Origin of the sequence: Arthrobacter yangruifuii (genome assembly GCF_009192775.1) — a bacterium.
In the GTDB taxonomy this organism is placed as follows: Bacteria; Actinomycetota; Actinomycetes; order Actinomycetales; family Micrococcaceae; genus Arthrobacter_B; species Arthrobacter_B yangruifuii.
Window position 1 is genome coordinate 20219 of record NZ_VTFX01000005.1, and the last position, 15573, is coordinate 35791.

Annotated in this window: 14 protein-coding genes; 6 read left to right on the forward strand and 8 right to left on the reverse strand. The window is 67.0% G+C overall.

Going from position 1 to position 15573, the window contains the following annotated elements; genetic code table 11:
* Window position 1 precedes the first annotated feature (1 nt).
* The 5 genes from GD627_RS11060 to uriH all read right to left on the reverse strand — a co-directional run bounded on the left by GD627_RS11060 (window position 2) and on the right by uriH (window position 5882).
* Window positions 2–787 carry a hypothetical protein gene (locus GD627_RS11060; RefSeq protein WP_152272554.1) on the reverse strand — a complete coding sequence of 262 codons (786 nt, stop codon included), beginning with the start codon at window positions 785–787 and terminating at the stop codon, window positions 2–4.
* Between the two features lie 310 nt (window positions 788–1097).
* Window positions 1098–2018 (reverse strand): ribokinase, encoded by a 921-nt coding sequence (locus tag GD627_RS11065; RefSeq protein WP_152272555.1) that lies wholly within the window; start codon window positions 2016–2018, stop codon window positions 1098–1100.
* A 32-nt stretch (window positions 2019–2050) separates the two neighbouring features.
* Window positions 2051–3484, reverse strand: a complete 1434-nt coding sequence (gene uriT, locus GD627_RS11070) for a uridine transporter UriT (RefSeq protein ID WP_152272556.1) — start codon at window positions 3482–3484, stop codon at window positions 2051–2053.
* Window positions 3481–4929: a uridine transporter UriT gene (uriT, locus tag GD627_RS11075; protein ID WP_152273057.1), complete on the reverse strand. Its 1449-nt coding sequence runs from the start codon at window positions 4927–4929 to the stop codon at window positions 3481–3483. The genes uriT (GD627_RS11070) and uriT (GD627_RS11075) overlap by 4 nt, the downstream gene beginning before the upstream one ends.
* Before the next feature lie 5 nt (window positions 4930–4934).
* The gene (gene uriH / locus GD627_RS11080; RefSeq protein ID WP_146363058.1) at window positions 4935–5882 is read right to left on the reverse strand and encodes a uridine-preferring nucleoside hydrolase UriH; all 948 of its coding nucleotides are present in this window, start codon (window positions 5880–5882) and stop codon (window positions 4935–4937) included.
* A gap of 406 nt (window positions 5883–6288) precedes the next feature.
* Between uriH and GD627_RS11085 the strand changes: the two genes are divergently transcribed.
* Window positions 6289–7911, forward strand: coding sequence for an AMP-binding protein (locus GD627_RS11085; RefSeq protein WP_152272557.1), 1623 nt, complete (start codon window positions 6289–6291; stop codon window positions 7909–7911).
* Window positions 7912–8027: 116 nt separating this feature from the next.
* Here the strand turns inward: GD627_RS11085 and GD627_RS11090 are convergent, their stop codons facing one another.
* The 3 genes from GD627_RS11090 to GD627_RS11100 form a co-directional block, all read right to left on the reverse strand.
* Window positions 8028–8282, reverse strand: coding sequence for a hypothetical protein (locus GD627_RS11090; protein WP_152272558.1), 255 nt, complete (start codon window positions 8280–8282; stop codon window positions 8028–8030).
* A gap of 250 nt (window positions 8283–8532) precedes the next feature.
* Window positions 8533–9462, reverse strand: coding sequence for an NADP-dependent oxidoreductase (locus tag GD627_RS11095; protein ID WP_152272559.1), 930 nt, complete (start codon window positions 9460–9462; stop codon window positions 8533–8535).
* 75 nt (window positions 9463–9537) lie between these two features.
* Window positions 9538–10701 carry an SDR family oxidoreductase gene (locus GD627_RS11100; protein ID WP_246165454.1) on the reverse strand — a complete coding sequence of 388 codons (1164 nt, stop codon included), beginning with the start codon at window positions 10699–10701 and terminating at the stop codon, window positions 9538–9540.
* A 147-nt stretch (window positions 10702–10848) separates the two neighbouring features.
* Here GD627_RS11100 and cds1 point away from each other — a divergent pair, with 147 nt between their 5' ends.
* The 5 genes from cds1 (at window position 10849) to GD627_RS11125 (ending at window position 15517) form a co-directional block, all read left to right on the forward strand.
* Complete coding sequence (gene cds1 / locus GD627_RS11105) at window positions 10849–11931, forward strand: L-cysteine desulfhydrase Cds1 (RefSeq protein ID WP_152272560.1); 1083 nt, start codon at window positions 10849–10851, stop codon at window positions 11929–11931.
* Window positions 11932–12065: 134 nt separating this feature from the next.
* The gene (locus tag GD627_RS11110) at window positions 12066–13043 is read left to right on the forward strand and encodes an ABC transporter substrate-binding protein (RefSeq protein WP_152272561.1); all 978 of its coding nucleotides are present in this window, start codon (window positions 12066–12068) and stop codon (window positions 13041–13043) included.
* On the forward strand, window positions 13043–13882 hold the full coding sequence (locus GD627_RS11115) for an ABC transporter permease (RefSeq protein WP_152272562.1): 840 nt from the start codon (window positions 13043–13045) through the stop codon (window positions 13880–13882). The genes GD627_RS11110 and GD627_RS11115 overlap by 1 nt, the downstream gene beginning before the upstream one ends.
* Window positions 13879–14652 (forward strand): ABC transporter permease, encoded by a 774-nt coding sequence (locus tag GD627_RS11120; protein WP_152272563.1) that lies wholly within the window; start codon window positions 13879–13881, stop codon window positions 14650–14652. Before GD627_RS11115 ends, GD627_RS11120 begins: the two co-directional genes overlap by 4 nt.
* The gene (locus tag GD627_RS11125) at window positions 14642–15517 is read left to right on the forward strand and encodes an ABC transporter ATP-binding protein (protein WP_146363044.1); all 876 of its coding nucleotides are present in this window, start codon (window positions 14642–14644) and stop codon (window positions 15515–15517) included. The genes GD627_RS11120 and GD627_RS11125 overlap by 11 nt, the downstream gene beginning before the upstream one ends.
* Window positions 15518–15573: the final 56 nt, after the last annotated feature.

Consider the following 15573-nt stretch of genomic DNA (forward strand, 5'->3'; position numbering starts at 1 on the left):
CTTACTTGGTTGTCACGGTCGGTTCCGCGTCGTGGTAGTTAAACGTCCAGCCATCCACTTTCCACTCACCGTCCACGTTCCTCATCCCGTACCACGATGGGTACGAAACCACAGCCATCCGCCCGTCTACCAAGGTGACCTCGTAGTCGAGGTACGCGCGGATGTTGATGTCGACCGGGTGGCCTTCCTGCCTGCCAAAAACGTGGGAAATCCGCGGGGTCAACTGCATGCCGCTGGAGACATCGAAGGGGATTGCATCTGAAGGTCCCCCGCCGACTTCGCCCAGATGGAAAGGGTAGTAGATCTGCTCACTCGGCGGGGCTGTATCGTCGCCTTCTTTTTCATGTAGCGCGGTGTACGCGAGCCCGTCCGCAGCAGCCTTTCGCAGTGGTTCAAGGTGCTCCGGTGCCACGAAGTGTTCGGCATCTTTCAGGCTTCCCTGGATTTTGTCCCTGTCCGGGCCGGCTATGTAGGTCTGGCGTTCGTTGGCGAGCCACTGTACTTGCAGAAAGACTGTGAGTGCCTCGGCCACAGCCTCAGCAGACTGATCCTCGCCCATCTGCCACTGGATGCCGAACTGGGCGGGATCCGCCACAATCTTTGCTGCATCCACTCCGAAAGGCTGGGCAGGAAGCCGGTCCAGGGGATCGATGAACGGTGATGCTGAGGCTTCCACCGGGGTCGAGGTGCCGGTGGGCTCCGTAACTGAGGCATCGGCGTCCGAACCGCATCCGGACGTTACCACTGCGAGTACCAGCGCAATGGCCACGTAGGCGGATTTCTTCAAGATCTCTCCTGTTCGTGGGTGCGGTAGTGTCGCCGCAATCCTGGTGTGTACGGACAGGGTGCAGTCAGTCTCCGCTGTCCGGCCAAGACTACGCGTAAGGAAGCCGGCTTCTTCTCCTGAACACCGGAACGACACGCCATCCGCCTACTCTGCAACTCCCCGGCCGCGAAAAGCTCAACTGGGTCCGGCGCTGTTGGCCTGTCTGCGTCGACGGCGAACGGACCATGTTCGTCGGCGGGTGGGAAGAGTTCAAAAAAGGCCCGGCATCCGCACACATGCGCGGATGCCGGGCCTTTTTTGATGCTTTGACCTACGCGGTACCCACCATTTCCGCCAGCGCCGAGTAGGAGGACTGTGCCCCCTCGCGGGTGGCAGCCAGTGCACCGGCGCGTGCCGCAAACCGGGCGGCGTCGGCCAGGGAGTCGCCGGCGGCAAGCCGGGCGGCCGTACCGGCCGTGAACGCGTCGCCGCAGCCGGTGGTGTCCACCGCGGTCACCCGGGTGGGGGCGACGGTGACAATCCGGTCCGTACCGGCGGCAGTGCCGTCCAGGACGACGGCGCCCTCACCGCCGAGCGTGACGATGGTGCGGCGCACACCCAGGCCGGCGAGGGCGGCGAGGACCGCGTCCCAGTCCGACGCCGGGTCCGCCAGCCCCGTCACGAGCGCGGCTTCGTGGGCGTTGAGCAGCAGGACATCGGTCAGGCCCAGCAGTTCGGCCGGGACCTCCCGGTACGGCGAGAGATTCAGCAGCACCTGCGCACCGGCATCGTGCCCGGCCCGGGCTGCGGCGGTGACCGCTTCGAGCGGCACCTCCAGGCTCAGGCAGAGCACGGCGGCGTCCTCAAAGAGGTCCGCCGGCAGCTCGGCACCGGTGACCGTGCCGTTGGCGCCGGGGGAGACGATGATGGTGTTTTCCCCGGCGGCGTCCACGACGATCATGGCGGTGCCCGTGGCCGTGCCGGCGCGGCGCAGGACGCGTGAGGCATCCACGCCGGCACCGGCGGCAGCCTTGAGCAGCAGGTCCCCGTGCCCGTCTGCACCCACGGCGCCGAAAAGCCGCACATCGGCACCCAGCAGGGCGGCGGCAGCGGCCTGGTTGGCGCTCTTGCCGCCCGGAACAATGACCAGTTCCGATCCGTTCAGGGTCTCCCCGGGGGAGGGGAAACGGTCGGTACGGACGGTCAGGTCGGCATTAAGCGAGCCGACTACTACAACTTTTCCGGCGGACATGCAGGGATTCTCCTTGAATCGGCAGACGGGGGTCAGCGGTGGTCGGTCTCGGCCGGGGCAGCGTCAACCTCGGCATCGGCGGGCCTCGGGATGAGGAAGGACGAGGCAAGGGCCAGGCCCAGGATGACCAGACCCGCAATGATACCGGCGTAGTACCCGGTGGACCCGGCGCCGTCGGCCGGGGTGGCTGCCGTCTTCACCGCGTAGATCACGGCAAAGCTCAGCCCGGCACCGAGGTTGAAGGCGCCGGCGTTGAGTCCGGGTAGGAAGCCGGGGTTCTCCCTGGGGGAGAGCACAATGCCCAGGCCGTTGAGCATGATGTTGCTGATGCCGGCGTAGGTGATGCCAATCAGCACGGACACACCCAGCAGGCCCAGCTTCGATTCGCTGCCGACCACCAGCAGCATGAGGGCCAGCGTGATGACAGCACCGATCATGCCGATCCGCAGCACCTTGCCGTAACCCCAGCCGGCGGCAAGCCGGCCGGCGAAGGGGCCAATAACCAGGCCCGCGATGGCGTAGGGGGTCAGGGTCCACCAGGCGGATTCCTCCGCGCCCATGCCGAAGCCCACGGCGCCGTCCTGCGCCAGGGCCGGGATAATGCCGTTGATGACGGCAAAGACACCGGTCATGGTCAGCAGGGTGGTCAGCAGCAACGCCCAGGTGGAACGCTGCTTCAACAGATAGGTGGCTACCAGCGGTTGCTCGGTGCGGTTTTCCACCTTCCAGAACGCCACAAACGCAATCACGCCGATGACTATCAGGGCCGCCACCAGCGTCCAGTTGGCGTCGGCCAGTTTGCCGGCCTCGTTGAACGCGGTCAGCAGGGTGCCCACGGAGATGACCAGGGGAACCACGCCCACCCAGTCCATCTTTTCCTTCTTCTCGGCCCGGGATTCCGGCGCCAGGAAGAAGAGCAGGGCCGTGGCGACCGCACCGACAACGGCCATGGCCCAGAAGACGGAGGCGAACCCGTGGTTTTCCGCGAGGTAGCCGCCGGCGACGGCGTCAACCCCCGCGATGCCGCCGTTGACAGCCGTGATGACACCCATCAGGGTGCCGTACAGCCTGGGGTCGCGGATTTCCACGCGCAGCATGATCAGCGTCAGCGGCACCACTGGTCCGGAGACGCCCTGGATCAGCCGGGCCAGGAACAGCACCTCAATGCTTGGTGCCAGGGCAGCAACCACGGAGCCGATGGTCAGGACCACCAGCATGCCGGTGAGGACTTTCTTGCGGCCGATGATGTCGCCGAGCCGGGGCAGGAAGAGGGAGAACAGGGCGGCCGCGGTGAAGAACGCGGTCTGGGTCAGACCCACGGCAGCGGACGTGGTGTCCAGTTCCTCCTCGATCCGCACCAGGGCGGGGGACAGCATGGACGCGTTCAGCTGGAACGCCACGCAGGCGGCCAGCAGGGCCGCCATCAGCGCTCCGACGTTTACCCGCCGGCGGGCGGTCTCGCTCATGGATTCACCTCCACTTTGGCTCGGGCGGCATCCGCTTCGGCTGCCGCCGGATGGGTACCGGCCGGGGCCGGCTTGGGGATCAGGAAGGACGCGGCCAGGGCCAGGGCCAGGATCACCCCGCCGGCAACAATTCCGCCGTAGTAGCCTTCGGTGCCGGACCCGTCCGTTACCGTGGTTGCGGTCTTGGCGGCGTAAATTACGGCGAAGCTCAGGCCGGCGCCCAGGTTAAAGGCACCCGCGTTGAGCCCGGGCAGGAAGCCGGGGTTTTCCTTCGGGGAGAGCATGACGCCCAGGCCGCTGAGCATGACGTTGCCGATGCCGGCGTAGGTGATGCCGATCAGGATGGAAATTGCCAGCAGGCCCAGCTTCGAATCGCTGCCGACCACCGGGAGCATCAGGGCCAGGGCGATCACGGAACCGACGGTGCCGATCCGCAGCACCTTGGCGTAGCCCCAGCTGCCGGCCAAGCGTCCGGCGAAGGGGCCGATGATCAGGCCGGCGATGGCGTAGGGCGTGATGGTCCACCAGGCGGATTCCTCCGCGCCCATGCCGAAGCCCACGGCGCCGTCCTGTGCCAGGGCCGGGATAATGCCGTTCATGACGGCAAAGACGCCGGTCATGGTCAGCACGGTCGTGAGCAGCAGGGCCCAGGTGGAACGCTGCTTCAGCAGGTAGGTGGCAATCAGCGGCTGCTCGGTTCGGTTTTCGACCTTCCAGAACACGGTGAACGCAATGACGGCAACCACGATCAGGCCGATGACCAGCGGCCAGTTGGCCTCGGCCAGCTTGCCTGCCTCGTTGAAGGCCGTCAGCAGGGTGCCCACCGAGATGACCAGGGGAACCACGCCCACCCAGTCCATCTTTTCCTTCTTCTCGGCCCGGGACTCGGGCACGACGGCGAAGACGAGGGCGGCGGCAATGACGCCGACGACGGCCATGGACCAGAAGATCGACGCGAACCCGTGGTTCTGCGCCAGATAGCCGCCGGCAATGGCATCCACGCCCGCGATTCCGCCGTTGACGGCGGCAATGACACCCATCAGGGTGCCGTACTGCTTGGGGTCGCGGATTTCCACGCGCAGCATGATCATGGACAGCGCAACTGTGGGTCCGGAGACGCCCTGGATCAGCCGGGCCAGGAACAGCACCTCGATGCTCGGTGCGAGGGCGGCAATGACGGAGCCGATGGTCAGGACCACCAGCATGCCGGTGAGGACTTTCCTGCGGCCGATGATGTCGCCGAGCCGGGGCAGGAAGAGGGAGAACAGGGCGGCCGCGGTGAAGAACGCGGTCTGCGTCAGGGCCACGGCAGCGGACGTGGTGTCCAGCTCCTGCTCAATGGTGAACAGGGCGGGGGAGAGCATGGAGGCGTTCAGCTGGAACGCCACGCAGGCAGCCAGCAGGGCCGCCATGAGCGCTCCGACGTTTACCCGGCGTCGGGTCATTTCACTCACAGTTCGACCTCGCCGATGCGCTGGAGGGCGTCCACAACCAGGTCCCAGAACTTCCGGTGGTCCAGGTCCACGGCCACCGAGGTGTTGCAGTCCGCGGGGGCCGGTGCGCGGAAGTCCGCCACCGTCATCCCCAGGGTCAGGGTGCCGGTCAGTTCCACGTCCAGCGGAACACGCCGGGTGGTCATGACGGAGGGGTCGATGACATACGCGACGGCGCACGGATCATGCACGGGCGGGAAGTCGAAGCCCTGGGCGTCCTTGTAGGCCTCGCCGAAGAACTCGAGCAGTTCTCCGACGAACTTTGCGGGCTTGGTGCCGACGGCGGCGATGCGCTCGGCAACTTCGTCCGTAGCCAGCGCCTGGTGCGTGAGATCCAGGCCGACCATGGTCAGCGGCCACTTCTCGTTGAACACGATGTGCGCCGCTTCGGGGTCGATCTTGATATTGAACTCGGCCACAGCGGACCAGTTGCCCACGTGGTAGCCGCCGCCCATGAGGACAACTTCCTTGACCCGCTCGGCGATGCGCGGCTCCTTGCGCACGGCCATGGCAATGTTGGTCAGCCCGGCGGTGGGGACGATGGTGACGGTGTTCGGTTCGTGGGCCATCACTGTGTCGATGATGAGATCCACCGCGTGGCGGGAATCAAGTTCAAGCGTCGGGTCCGGAAGCTCGGGGCCGTCCATGCCGGAATCGCCGTGGATGTCCGGGGCGTTCTCGATGGTGCGGACCAGGGGCCGGTCGCAGCCGGCAGCGAAGGGAACGCCTGTGATATTTGCGACACGGGCAATTGCCAGTGCGTTGCGTGTCACCTTCTCCAGCGTCTGGTTTCCAACGACGGTGGTCACCGCCAGGAGGTCGATCTCCGGACTGCCGTGTGCCAGCAGCAGGGCGACCGCATCATCATGCCCGGGATCGCAATCCAGGATGATTTTGTGGGGCATTACGTCTCCGCTTCGTTGAGGTTCTAGCTCCGGGACCGGAATCCCGGCGTCGCAGTGCCCCGCTCCGGCACCCGGGCCGGCACGCAGCACTGCGCCTGGGCTGGGGTGGGAGGAGCGTCTAGCTGCCGTCCGGACGGCTCAAAGGAGGGGGAGCCGGGCGGCACCGAACCCCAGGTGGGGCGGGCACTGTATTTAACGATATCGGCGTCCGGGCACGCAGATTTCGTACTGCGGCGCTGCCCGAGCAAATGTCCGGGGGCGATTTGCCTCGCTGCGGGCCGGTGCTTATTATTGTCCCGCCGTTTTTCCGGCAGCCCGCGGTGTGTCGCCGGGGGCCTTCATAAATGTGATGTGGACCTCATCGGCCATGTAGCGTGGAAGGCCCGTTACACCTCAAAGGAGAGACATGACCGGCTTGGATACCGCTTTGACCCCGCTTCGCTTCCTGGAACGCGCCAGTGCAGTGCATCCGGACAAAACGGCGGTGATCGACGGGGAGCGGCAGCTCACCTACCGGGAATTCGCTGCGGCGGTGACCCGGACGGCGCACGCCCTGCGGGCTTCAGGGCTGACCGAGGGTGCCCGCGCCGCGTTCCTCGGCACCAATTCCGCCGAACTGCTGATTGCCCACTATGCCGTGCCGCTGGCCGGCGGTGTCCTGGTTCCGCTGAACACCCGGCTGTCCCCGCCGGAGGTGGCCTACATCTGCAACCATTCGGGCGCTGCACTGCTCTTCGGCGACCCGGACCTGCTGCGCGGCCTGGGATCCCTGGGTGCCCCGGAGCTGGAAACGGTCACCGAAGTGATCTCCGTACCGCTGCAGGACGGCAGTGAAGACACCGTGGAGGGCACGACGTCGTACGCCGTGTTTACGGCCCGGGGCGCGGATACCCCGCTGCCTTGGACGGTGGAGGACGAGCACACGGTGATCAGCCTGAACTACACTTCCGGCACTACCGGCCTGCCCAAGGGCGTGATGTACACGCACCGCGGCGCCTACCTGAACTCGCTTGCCGAGATCCACCACCAGGGGTTCGGGGCGGACACCGTGTATCTCTGGACCCTGCCGATGTTCCACTGCAACGGCTGGTGCACCACCTGGGCACTGACCGGGGCCTCCGGCACCCACGTGTGCCTGCGCGCCGTCCGCGGCCCGGAGATCTGGCGGCTGATCGACACCCACGGCATCGATCACCTGGCAGGCGCCCCCACCGTCCTTTCCGCCATCGCCACCGCGGAGGAGGCGCACGTGCTGGAGCGCCCGCTGACCATCGTCACCGCCGGCGCTCCGCCCAGCCCCACCGTCATCGGCAAGATCCACCAGCTGCAGGCCGCCGTGGTCCACGTCTACGGGCTGACCGAGTCCTACGGCCCCTACGCCGTCTGTGAACCCCAGGCCGCCTGGGATGGGCTGGACCCCGAGGCGCTGGCAAAGAACATGGCCCGGCAGGGAGTAGGCATGCTCACCGCCGAGCGCCTGCGCGTGGTCCGCGATGTTCCCGACGCCGACGGCACGCTGCTCGACGTGGTGCCCGACGGCGTCGAAATGGGCGAGATTGTGATGCGCGGCAACAGTGTGATGCGCGGCTACTACCGGGACGATGACGGCACGGCCGAGGCCTTCCGCGGAGGCTGGTTCCACACCGGTGACCTGGGTGTGATGCACCCGGACGGCTACGTCCAGCTGCTGGACCGCTCCAAGGACGTGGTGGTCTCCGGCGGCGAGAATATCTCCACCATCGAGGTGGAGCAGGCCCTGGCCAGCCATCCGGCGGTGGCTGACGTCGCCGTCATCGGGGTGCCGGACGAACGCTGGGGCGAGCGGCCCAAGGCCTTCGTGGTGCTTGTGCCGGGGTTGGAGGCCGGCAATGAGGAACTGCTGGCCCATGTGAAGGCACGGATTGCCTCCTATAAGGCTCCGCGCAGCGTGGAATTCATCGTTGAGCTGCCCAAGACCTCCACCGGGAAGATCCGCAAGAATGAGCTGCGCTCGCAGGAATGGGAGGGCAGGGAGGCCCGCATCAACTGAGTTGCCCGCGCCGGCCCGTCCCGGGGACGGAGGCACCGCAGGCGGACTGGCCGGCCCAGGCCGTGCGGCCGGCCAGTCCGCTGTTGCGGGTGACCCGGTTCAGGAACGCAGTGCCGCTACCAGCGGACCTTGCGCTCCCGGGGACCCTGCCGGGACGTCACGGCATGGGTGGGTTTGTGGCCCTTGCCCAGGCTCTGCCAGCCCGGCAGCCCGGCTTCGGCCGCGGCTTCCGGCCGGGCCTGGCCGGCCTTGCTGAGCCGTGCCTGGGCGGCCGGGGCCAGATTGATATGCAGACCGGACGCGGCCTGCCCGCCGGCCCCCGGGTGCTGCTCCGGAGGGGACTGATTCGGTTTTCTCTTCGGTGTACGCATGGTTTTGCTCCTATGACTGGCGCCGTGGACGCCGGCACAGGCCCTTCCAGGGCAGGCCAAACACACTGACGCAAAGGGGCGTGCAGACGGAAGGACTTGGAGGCCGGGCCTCAACAAGCTGTGGTTGGTGTCTGCGGGGATTCGAGAGGGCGCAGCGGCGCGCTACTCGAAAATCAGGATCTCCATGCCGGGAACACTAGCAGCGCCGCGGTGCCCCGCATACCCCTCGCGCCAAACCTGCCGGACGGTGTTAGAAGGTCAGCACAATCCGTCCGCGCAGCCCTCCGCCCTCCAGCCGGCGGTGTGCGTCAGCGGCACGTTCGGCCGGCAGCACATCGGCGATCCGCAGGCTCACCAGGTCCGCTTCGGCCAGCGCCCGCAGACGGTCCAGCTTCGCCCCGGAATGGTATTCCTCCCGCACCCAGATGGGATGGACCATGACACCCCGGCCCGGCTCCCCGTTCCATCCGCGGTAGGTGGCGAATCCGCCGCCGTCACGCACGGCACCGGCCGCTTTTTCGTCCAGCACGGCTGCGTCCGCGACGGCGTCCACGCCGTCCGGGAACAGCTCGCGGATCTGTTCTGCGACGTCGTCGCCGCGGCGCACCACATGGTCCGCGCCCAGCGCCGACACCAGGTGAATATCCTTTTCGGCGGCGTCGGCCACCACGGTGAGCCCCGCCTCCTTGGCCAGCTGGATCAGGTAATTGCCCAGGGTGCCGGCCGCCCCGGTGACGGCCAGGACCTGTCCTTCGCGGAGGGCGAGTTTCTCCAGGGTCTGCACGGCAGTGAGGCCGTTCATGGGCAGGGTGGCGGCGGCCTCCAGTCCGATGCCGGCCGGGACGCGGGCAATCGAGTCCGCCGGTGCCACCAGATACTCCGCGTAGGCGCCGCGGTGCACTGACCGGGGAAGGGCCAGGGCCATGACCTCGTCGCCGATCCGCCAGCCGGCGCCGTCGCCGACCTCGTCCACCACTCCGGCGGCATCCATCCCCGGGATGTAGGGCGGTTCCTGCCCGCCCATATCCTGGAGGCCGGAACGCAGCATCGTGTCGGTGGGGCTGACGGCCGCGGCCCGCACCCGGAGGCGTACCTGACCGGGACCGGCATGGGGTTCGGGCACATCGAGGACCTCCAGGGCCTCGGGGCCGCCGAAGGCGCGGATGCCGACAATCTTCATGTGAGACTCCTCTTATAGCGCAGGCGCGCCAGCGTGGGTGCAGCGGTCAACTGCAGGTGGGTTGCAGGGTACACGTCACGCCGCGGGGCCGGGAATGATGCGGTTCTCGGCCAGCCGGCCGAAGAGCTCCAGGAAGCGGTCTTCGGAATCCAGGCAGTCGGCGAAGCCGGCCTGCCGTGCCTTGACGGTGGAGGAGACATTGTCGAACTCCGAGCGGAAAATGAAATCGGCAAATTCCCAGCGGACCAGGTCAGCATAGGGAATCTGCTCCAGGCCATGCCGCTCGGTCATACGCTCCCAAAGGGCACGGTACTGCGGCATGGCGTCCGTGAGGGGCACGGGCTGCGGCTCCGCGTACTCCATGCCGAAGTACCTGGCGAAGGCCGGCCACAGCTGCCGCCAGCGGAAGAAGTCACCGTTGGTAATGTTGAAGATTTCCCCCGCAGCGGCGGGCTCCGAACCAGCCCAGACGGCCGCGCGGGCCAGCAGCTCGGCGTCCGTGACCTGGTACAGGGCATCGTAGGCGGCCACGGTGCCGGGGAAGCGCAGCGGCTGGCCCAGTTCCTTGCTGATGCTGGCGTAGACCGCAATGGCCATCAGCAGGTTCATCGGGTTGCCGGTGGCGTAGCCGATCACGCCTTCCGGCCGCAGCACGGTCAGGGTGAAACCGCGTTCGGCGGCCACCTCGCGGAGCAGGTCTTCCTGGTCATAGTAGAAATTGGGCTGGATCAGCCGCGGGTCGCGCTCCTTGGCAGGGGCGTTGAAATAGCCCAGGTGCGCGCCGTAGGCCTTGCCGCCCTGATACAGGGTGACGTGGCGCAGCGGTGCCCCGGCCGCGTGCAGCGCATCCAGGGTGTTGCGCAGCAGGGCGGTGTTGACCTCGGACAGTTCCGCCGACGTCGGGCGCTCAATGTAGGCGCCGAACACCAGATGGGTGGTGTCCGACGCCACAGCCAGCCCATCGCGGGCCTTGTCGGCATCCAGCAGGTCCACCGACAGGTGCTCCCAGCCGGCGCCGGGCACCGGACGGCGGCTGGCACCGCGGACCTTCCAGCCGCGGCGAGCATACTCGTCCGCGGCATGCCGGCCGATGACTCCGCCGGCACCGGCCACGAGCACGCTGCCCGAATCCCGTGCAGGGGACTGCGCCGCGGTCCGGGCCTGGTCCTGTTCCATGATGCCGGGCGTCGGATCGGCGCCGGCATGTGATTCAGCGGCTGCCTGGGGGATGATCTCCATGGGTTCTCCTGTTGAATCGGTGTTGCCTGGTCAGCGGCCAGTCCCTTCGACACTATCGATCATCAGGGTACTGATGAAATCAGCGGCGGCCGGCAGACCCTTCGCCCGGCAGACCCTTCGCCCGGCAGCCGAACGTAGGCTGGAGGCGTGAACACTCTTACGCTTCCGGACCGTACCTGGGCGGAGACCGCCATCCGCCGTATCGAGGCCGAGGGGGCGCGCTCGGCGGATACGCACCTGTTCCAGGTGCCGGTTCCCGCCGGCTGGTCGGTGCAGGTCTACCTCAAGGACGAGTCCACCCACCGCACCGGCAGCCTCAAGCACCGGCTGGCCCGGTCCCTGTTCCTCTTCGGCCTGGTGAACGGCTGGATCACGGAGGGCACTCCTATCGTGGAAGCGTCCAGCGGCTCCACGGCCGTCTCCGAAGCGTATTTCGCCCAGCTGCTGGGACTGCCGTTTGTGGCCGTGATGCCGCAGACCACCAGTGCGGAGAAAATCCGGCTGATTGAGCACTACGGCGGGCGCTGCCACTTTGTCCAGGATCCGTCAGAGGTCTATGCCGCTGCGGAAGCCGTCGCAGCGAGTACCGGCGGACACTACATGGACCAGTTCACCTATGCCGAACGGGCCACCGACTGGCGCGGCAACAACAATATTGCCGAGTCGGTTTTTTCGCAGATGTCCCGGGAGGACCATCCGCTGCCGGAGTGGATTGTGGTGGGCGCAGGCACCGGCGGCACCAGTGCCACGATCGGCCGGTACATCCGCTACCACCGGCACCCCACGCGGCTGGCGGTGGTGGACCCGGAGAATTCCGCGTTCTTCCCCGCCTGGCGGAACCCGGGGCAGCCCGCCGCCGGGCGGCCGTCCCGGATCGAAGGCATTGGCCGGCCCCGGCCGGAGCCCAGCTTTATTCCGGCCGTTATAGACCACATGATCCAGGTGCCGGATGCCGCGTCGGTGGCGGCCTCACGCCATCTGCGCCGGCTGACGGGCCTGCATGCGGGCCCCTCCACCGGCACCAGCCTCTGGGGTGTGTGGCAGCTGGCGGCGGCCATGGAGGCGGAAGGCCGTGCCGGGAGCATCGTTTCGCTGGTGTGTGACTCGGGGGACCGGTATGCCGCCTCCTATGGTGACGACGCCTGGCTCGCCTCGCACGGCCTGGATCCCGCGCCGGCGGCTGCGGTGCTTGAGGAACTGTTCCGAACCGGGCGGTGGCCCTCGGGCTGATCTGCCGCGCCCCGGTCCGGGAGAGCGCGCAGGGGGAGGGTCCGATCGTTATCCGGAATCTTTGACAATCATGTCTGCCAAAAATAGCGTGTGTGTGACCTAGCTAACTTGGAACACAGAACCGGGGATCGACAATGAAGCCAATTCTTAGGGTGCTCGCCGCCTCCACCGCGGTCCTGGCACTCGCCGCCTGCGGTTCGGGCTCGCCCAGCGGGGGCACCGAGGACACCGCTGAGGCCGCCGGCGGCGAGCTGACCAAGGTCACGGTTGGCGTCATTCCCATCGTCGACGTGGCCCCGATCTACCTCGGCGTCCAGGAGGGATTCTTCGAAGACGAGGGCCTGGAGCTGGAACTGCAGCCGGCTCAGGGCGGTGCCGCCATTGTTCCGGCAGTCATGAGCGGGAGCATGGACTTCGGTTTCAGCAATATCTCCTCCATGCTGGTGGCGCAGTCCAAGGGCCTGGATGTGCAGGTGGTGGCGGCCGGCGCGGCATCCACCGGCGAAGACGGTGCCGACTTCGGCGGCATCCTGGCCGCCCCGGATTCCGGGATCGCATCGGCTGCGGATCTCAGCGGCAAGAAGGTGGCCGTGAATACCCTCAACAACATCAATGACACCACCGTCCGGGCCGCGGTGCGCAAGGCCGGGGGCGACCCGTCCGGTATCCAGTTCGTGGAGCTGGCCTTCCCTGACATGCAGGCAGCCCTTGAACGCGGCCAGGTGGATGCCATCCAGGTGGTGGAGCCCTTCCTGGCGGGCGGGCAGAAGGCCGGGTCCACCCTCGTGGCCTCGAACTACGTCGATACGGCGGAGAATCTGGCCGTCGGCGCCTACTTCACGACGTCGGCGAAGATCGGGGATGACGACGGGACGGTGGAGAAATTCACCGCGGCCATGAACAAGTCCCTGGAATACGCCGAGCAGAACCCCGATGCGGTCCGCGATGTCCTGCTCACGTATACGAAGATCGACGCCGAGACGGCAAAGGCGTTGACCCTGCCCAGCTTTACCACGGAGATCAACCGTGCCGGCGTGGAAACACTTGCGGAGCTCTCGGTCAGCGACGGGCTGATCACAGAAGAGCCGAACCTGGATGAGCTGTTGCCGTAATGAGTGCCGAAGTGCTGAAACCCGGACGGGCCGCGCAGCCGCGCACGGCCCGGACGGGCGCGCGCCGCTCCGTACCGAAGCCGGTACTGGGCCTTCTCGGTGTTCTGGGCTTCCTGCTGGTCTGGGAGGCGGTTCCGGCCGTGGGCCTGGTGGAAGCCCGCTTCCTACCGCCTGCTTCGGAGGTCATCATCGCGCTGGTCCGGGACTTCGGGCTGACGGCCTTCTGGCTGGCCGTGGGACATACCCTGATGGCCTGGGCCATTGGCCTGGCAGTCGCCGTCGTCTCCGCCGGCGTCCTCGGCCTGGTCATCGGCATGAGCCCGTTCCTGCGCCGCTTCACCAACTCCACCATCGAGTTCCTGCGCCCGGTTCCCTCCGTTGCGCTGATCCCGCTGGCTGTGCTGCTGTTCGGCGTCAAAATCGAGTCCTCCCTCATGCTGATCATCTACGCCTGCTTCTGGCAGGTGCTGATCCAGGTGCTCTACGGAGTGGCCGACGTTGACAATGTGGCCACCCAGACGGCCCAGTCCTACGGGTTCTCCCGGTTCCAGCGGGTCCGGGACGTAGTGTTCCCCACCGTCCTGCCGTACCTGATGACGGGCCTGCGCCTGGGCGCCTCCGTGGCACTGATCCTGGCCATCACCGCCGAGCTCATCATCGGTTCGCCGGGTCTGGGACGCGAGATTGCCGACGCCCAGTCCGGCGGTGCCATCTCCGGAATGTACGCACTCGTGCTGGCCACCGGCCTGCTGGGCGTCGCGATCAATATTGTGATGCGCCAGGCCGAGCAGCGCCTGCTGGCCTGGCATCCGTCCGTTCGGGGAGAGGCAGTGCTGTGAAGACCCTCAAGAACCTGGGGTACGTGCTCGCGCTGCCCGTGCTGCTGGTGCTCCTGTGGTGGGTGTCCACCCGCGGTGAACCGAACTTCTTTGTCCCCACGCCGGCGGCCCTGGTCGATGTCTTCGGGCCCACCTGGTTCGAGGGGCGCATCACCGCCGACGTCCTGCCGTCGGTGGCCCGGCTGCTCGCCGGGCTGGCCATCGCGATCATTCTCGGCATCGCCGTCGGGCTGCTGGTGGGCCTGAATCGGACGCTGCGGGCGCTGACCGAACCGGTGTTCGAATTCTTCCGCGCCCTGCCGCCGCCGGTGCTGGTTCCGGTGCTGATCCTGCTGGTGGGCCTGAACGACGCCATGAAGGTGGCCGTGATTGTGGTCGGCTGCATCTGGCCGGTGCTGCTGAACACCATTGAAGGCGTGCGCTCCATCGACCCGGTGCAGAACGAAACCACCCGCTCCTACGGCATTTCCGGAATGAACCGGATCCGCTACCAGGTGCTGCCTTCCGCAGCCCCGACGATCATGGCGGGTATCCGGCAGTCACTGTCCATTGGCCTCATCCTGATGGTCATTTCGGAGATGTTCGGTTCCTCCTCGGGGCTGGGCTTCACGATTTTGCAGTTCCAGCGGTCTTTCGCCATTCCGGAAATGTGGTCCGGCATCCTGGTGCTCGGCCTGATCGGCCTGGCGCTGTCCCTGATTTTCCAATGGTGCGAACGGCGCGTGCTGCGCTGGTACCACGGCCTTAAAGAGGTAGAAAATGCAGCCTGACGCCATTTCCGCGAACACAACTCCTGCTCCGGAGGGTGCCGTTCCCTCCGGACGCACCCTGCCCGAGGGGGAAGCGCTGCTGTCGGTCCGCGGGCTGAAAAAGGTCTACTCCACCGACGGTGGCCCTATCGAAGCCGTCCGCAACCTCACCTTCGACCTGGGCCACGGCGAGCTGGCCTGCCTGGTGGGGCCCTCCGGTTCCGGCAAAACCACCCTGCTGAAGATCATTGCCGGGCTGTTGGGCGCCACTGAGGGCGAGGTGCTGCTCGACGGCAAAAAGGTCACCGGCCCGCCCAAGAAAATGGCGGTGGTCTTCCAGGAATACGGCCGCTCGCTGTTCCCCTGGCTGCGGGTGGCGGACAACGTGGAGCTGCCCCTCAAGAATGCGGGCGTGCCCAAGGAGGAACGGCGGGAGCGGGTTGCCGCAGCCCTGGAAGCGGTGGGGCTGGCGCACGTGCCCAAGTCCTATCCGTGGCAGTTGTCCGGAGGCATGCAGCAGCGCGTGGCCATTGCCCGGGCGGTGGCGTACCAGCCCGAGGTGCTGCTGATGGATGAGCCTTTTGCGGCCGTTGACGCCCAGACCCGGGCGGATCTGGAGGACCTCACCCGGCGGCTGTGGAAGGACCTGGGGATGACCATCCTGTTCGTGACCCACGACATCGACGAGTCGGTGTACCTGGGCGAACGCGTCATCATCCTGTCCTCTTCCCCCACCGTGGTGCAGGAGGACATTGTGATTGACCTCCCGGTGGACCGCACCCAGCTGGAGACACGGGAAATGCCGCGCTTCACCGAACTGCGCCATCACGTGTACGAGCAGATCCAGCTGGCGAAGAAGGGCCACCGGCCGGACGCGGCACACTAGTTCCGGCCCCGCCGGACGACGGCGGCCCCTCCCGGGAAGGAGGGGCCGCCGTCGTC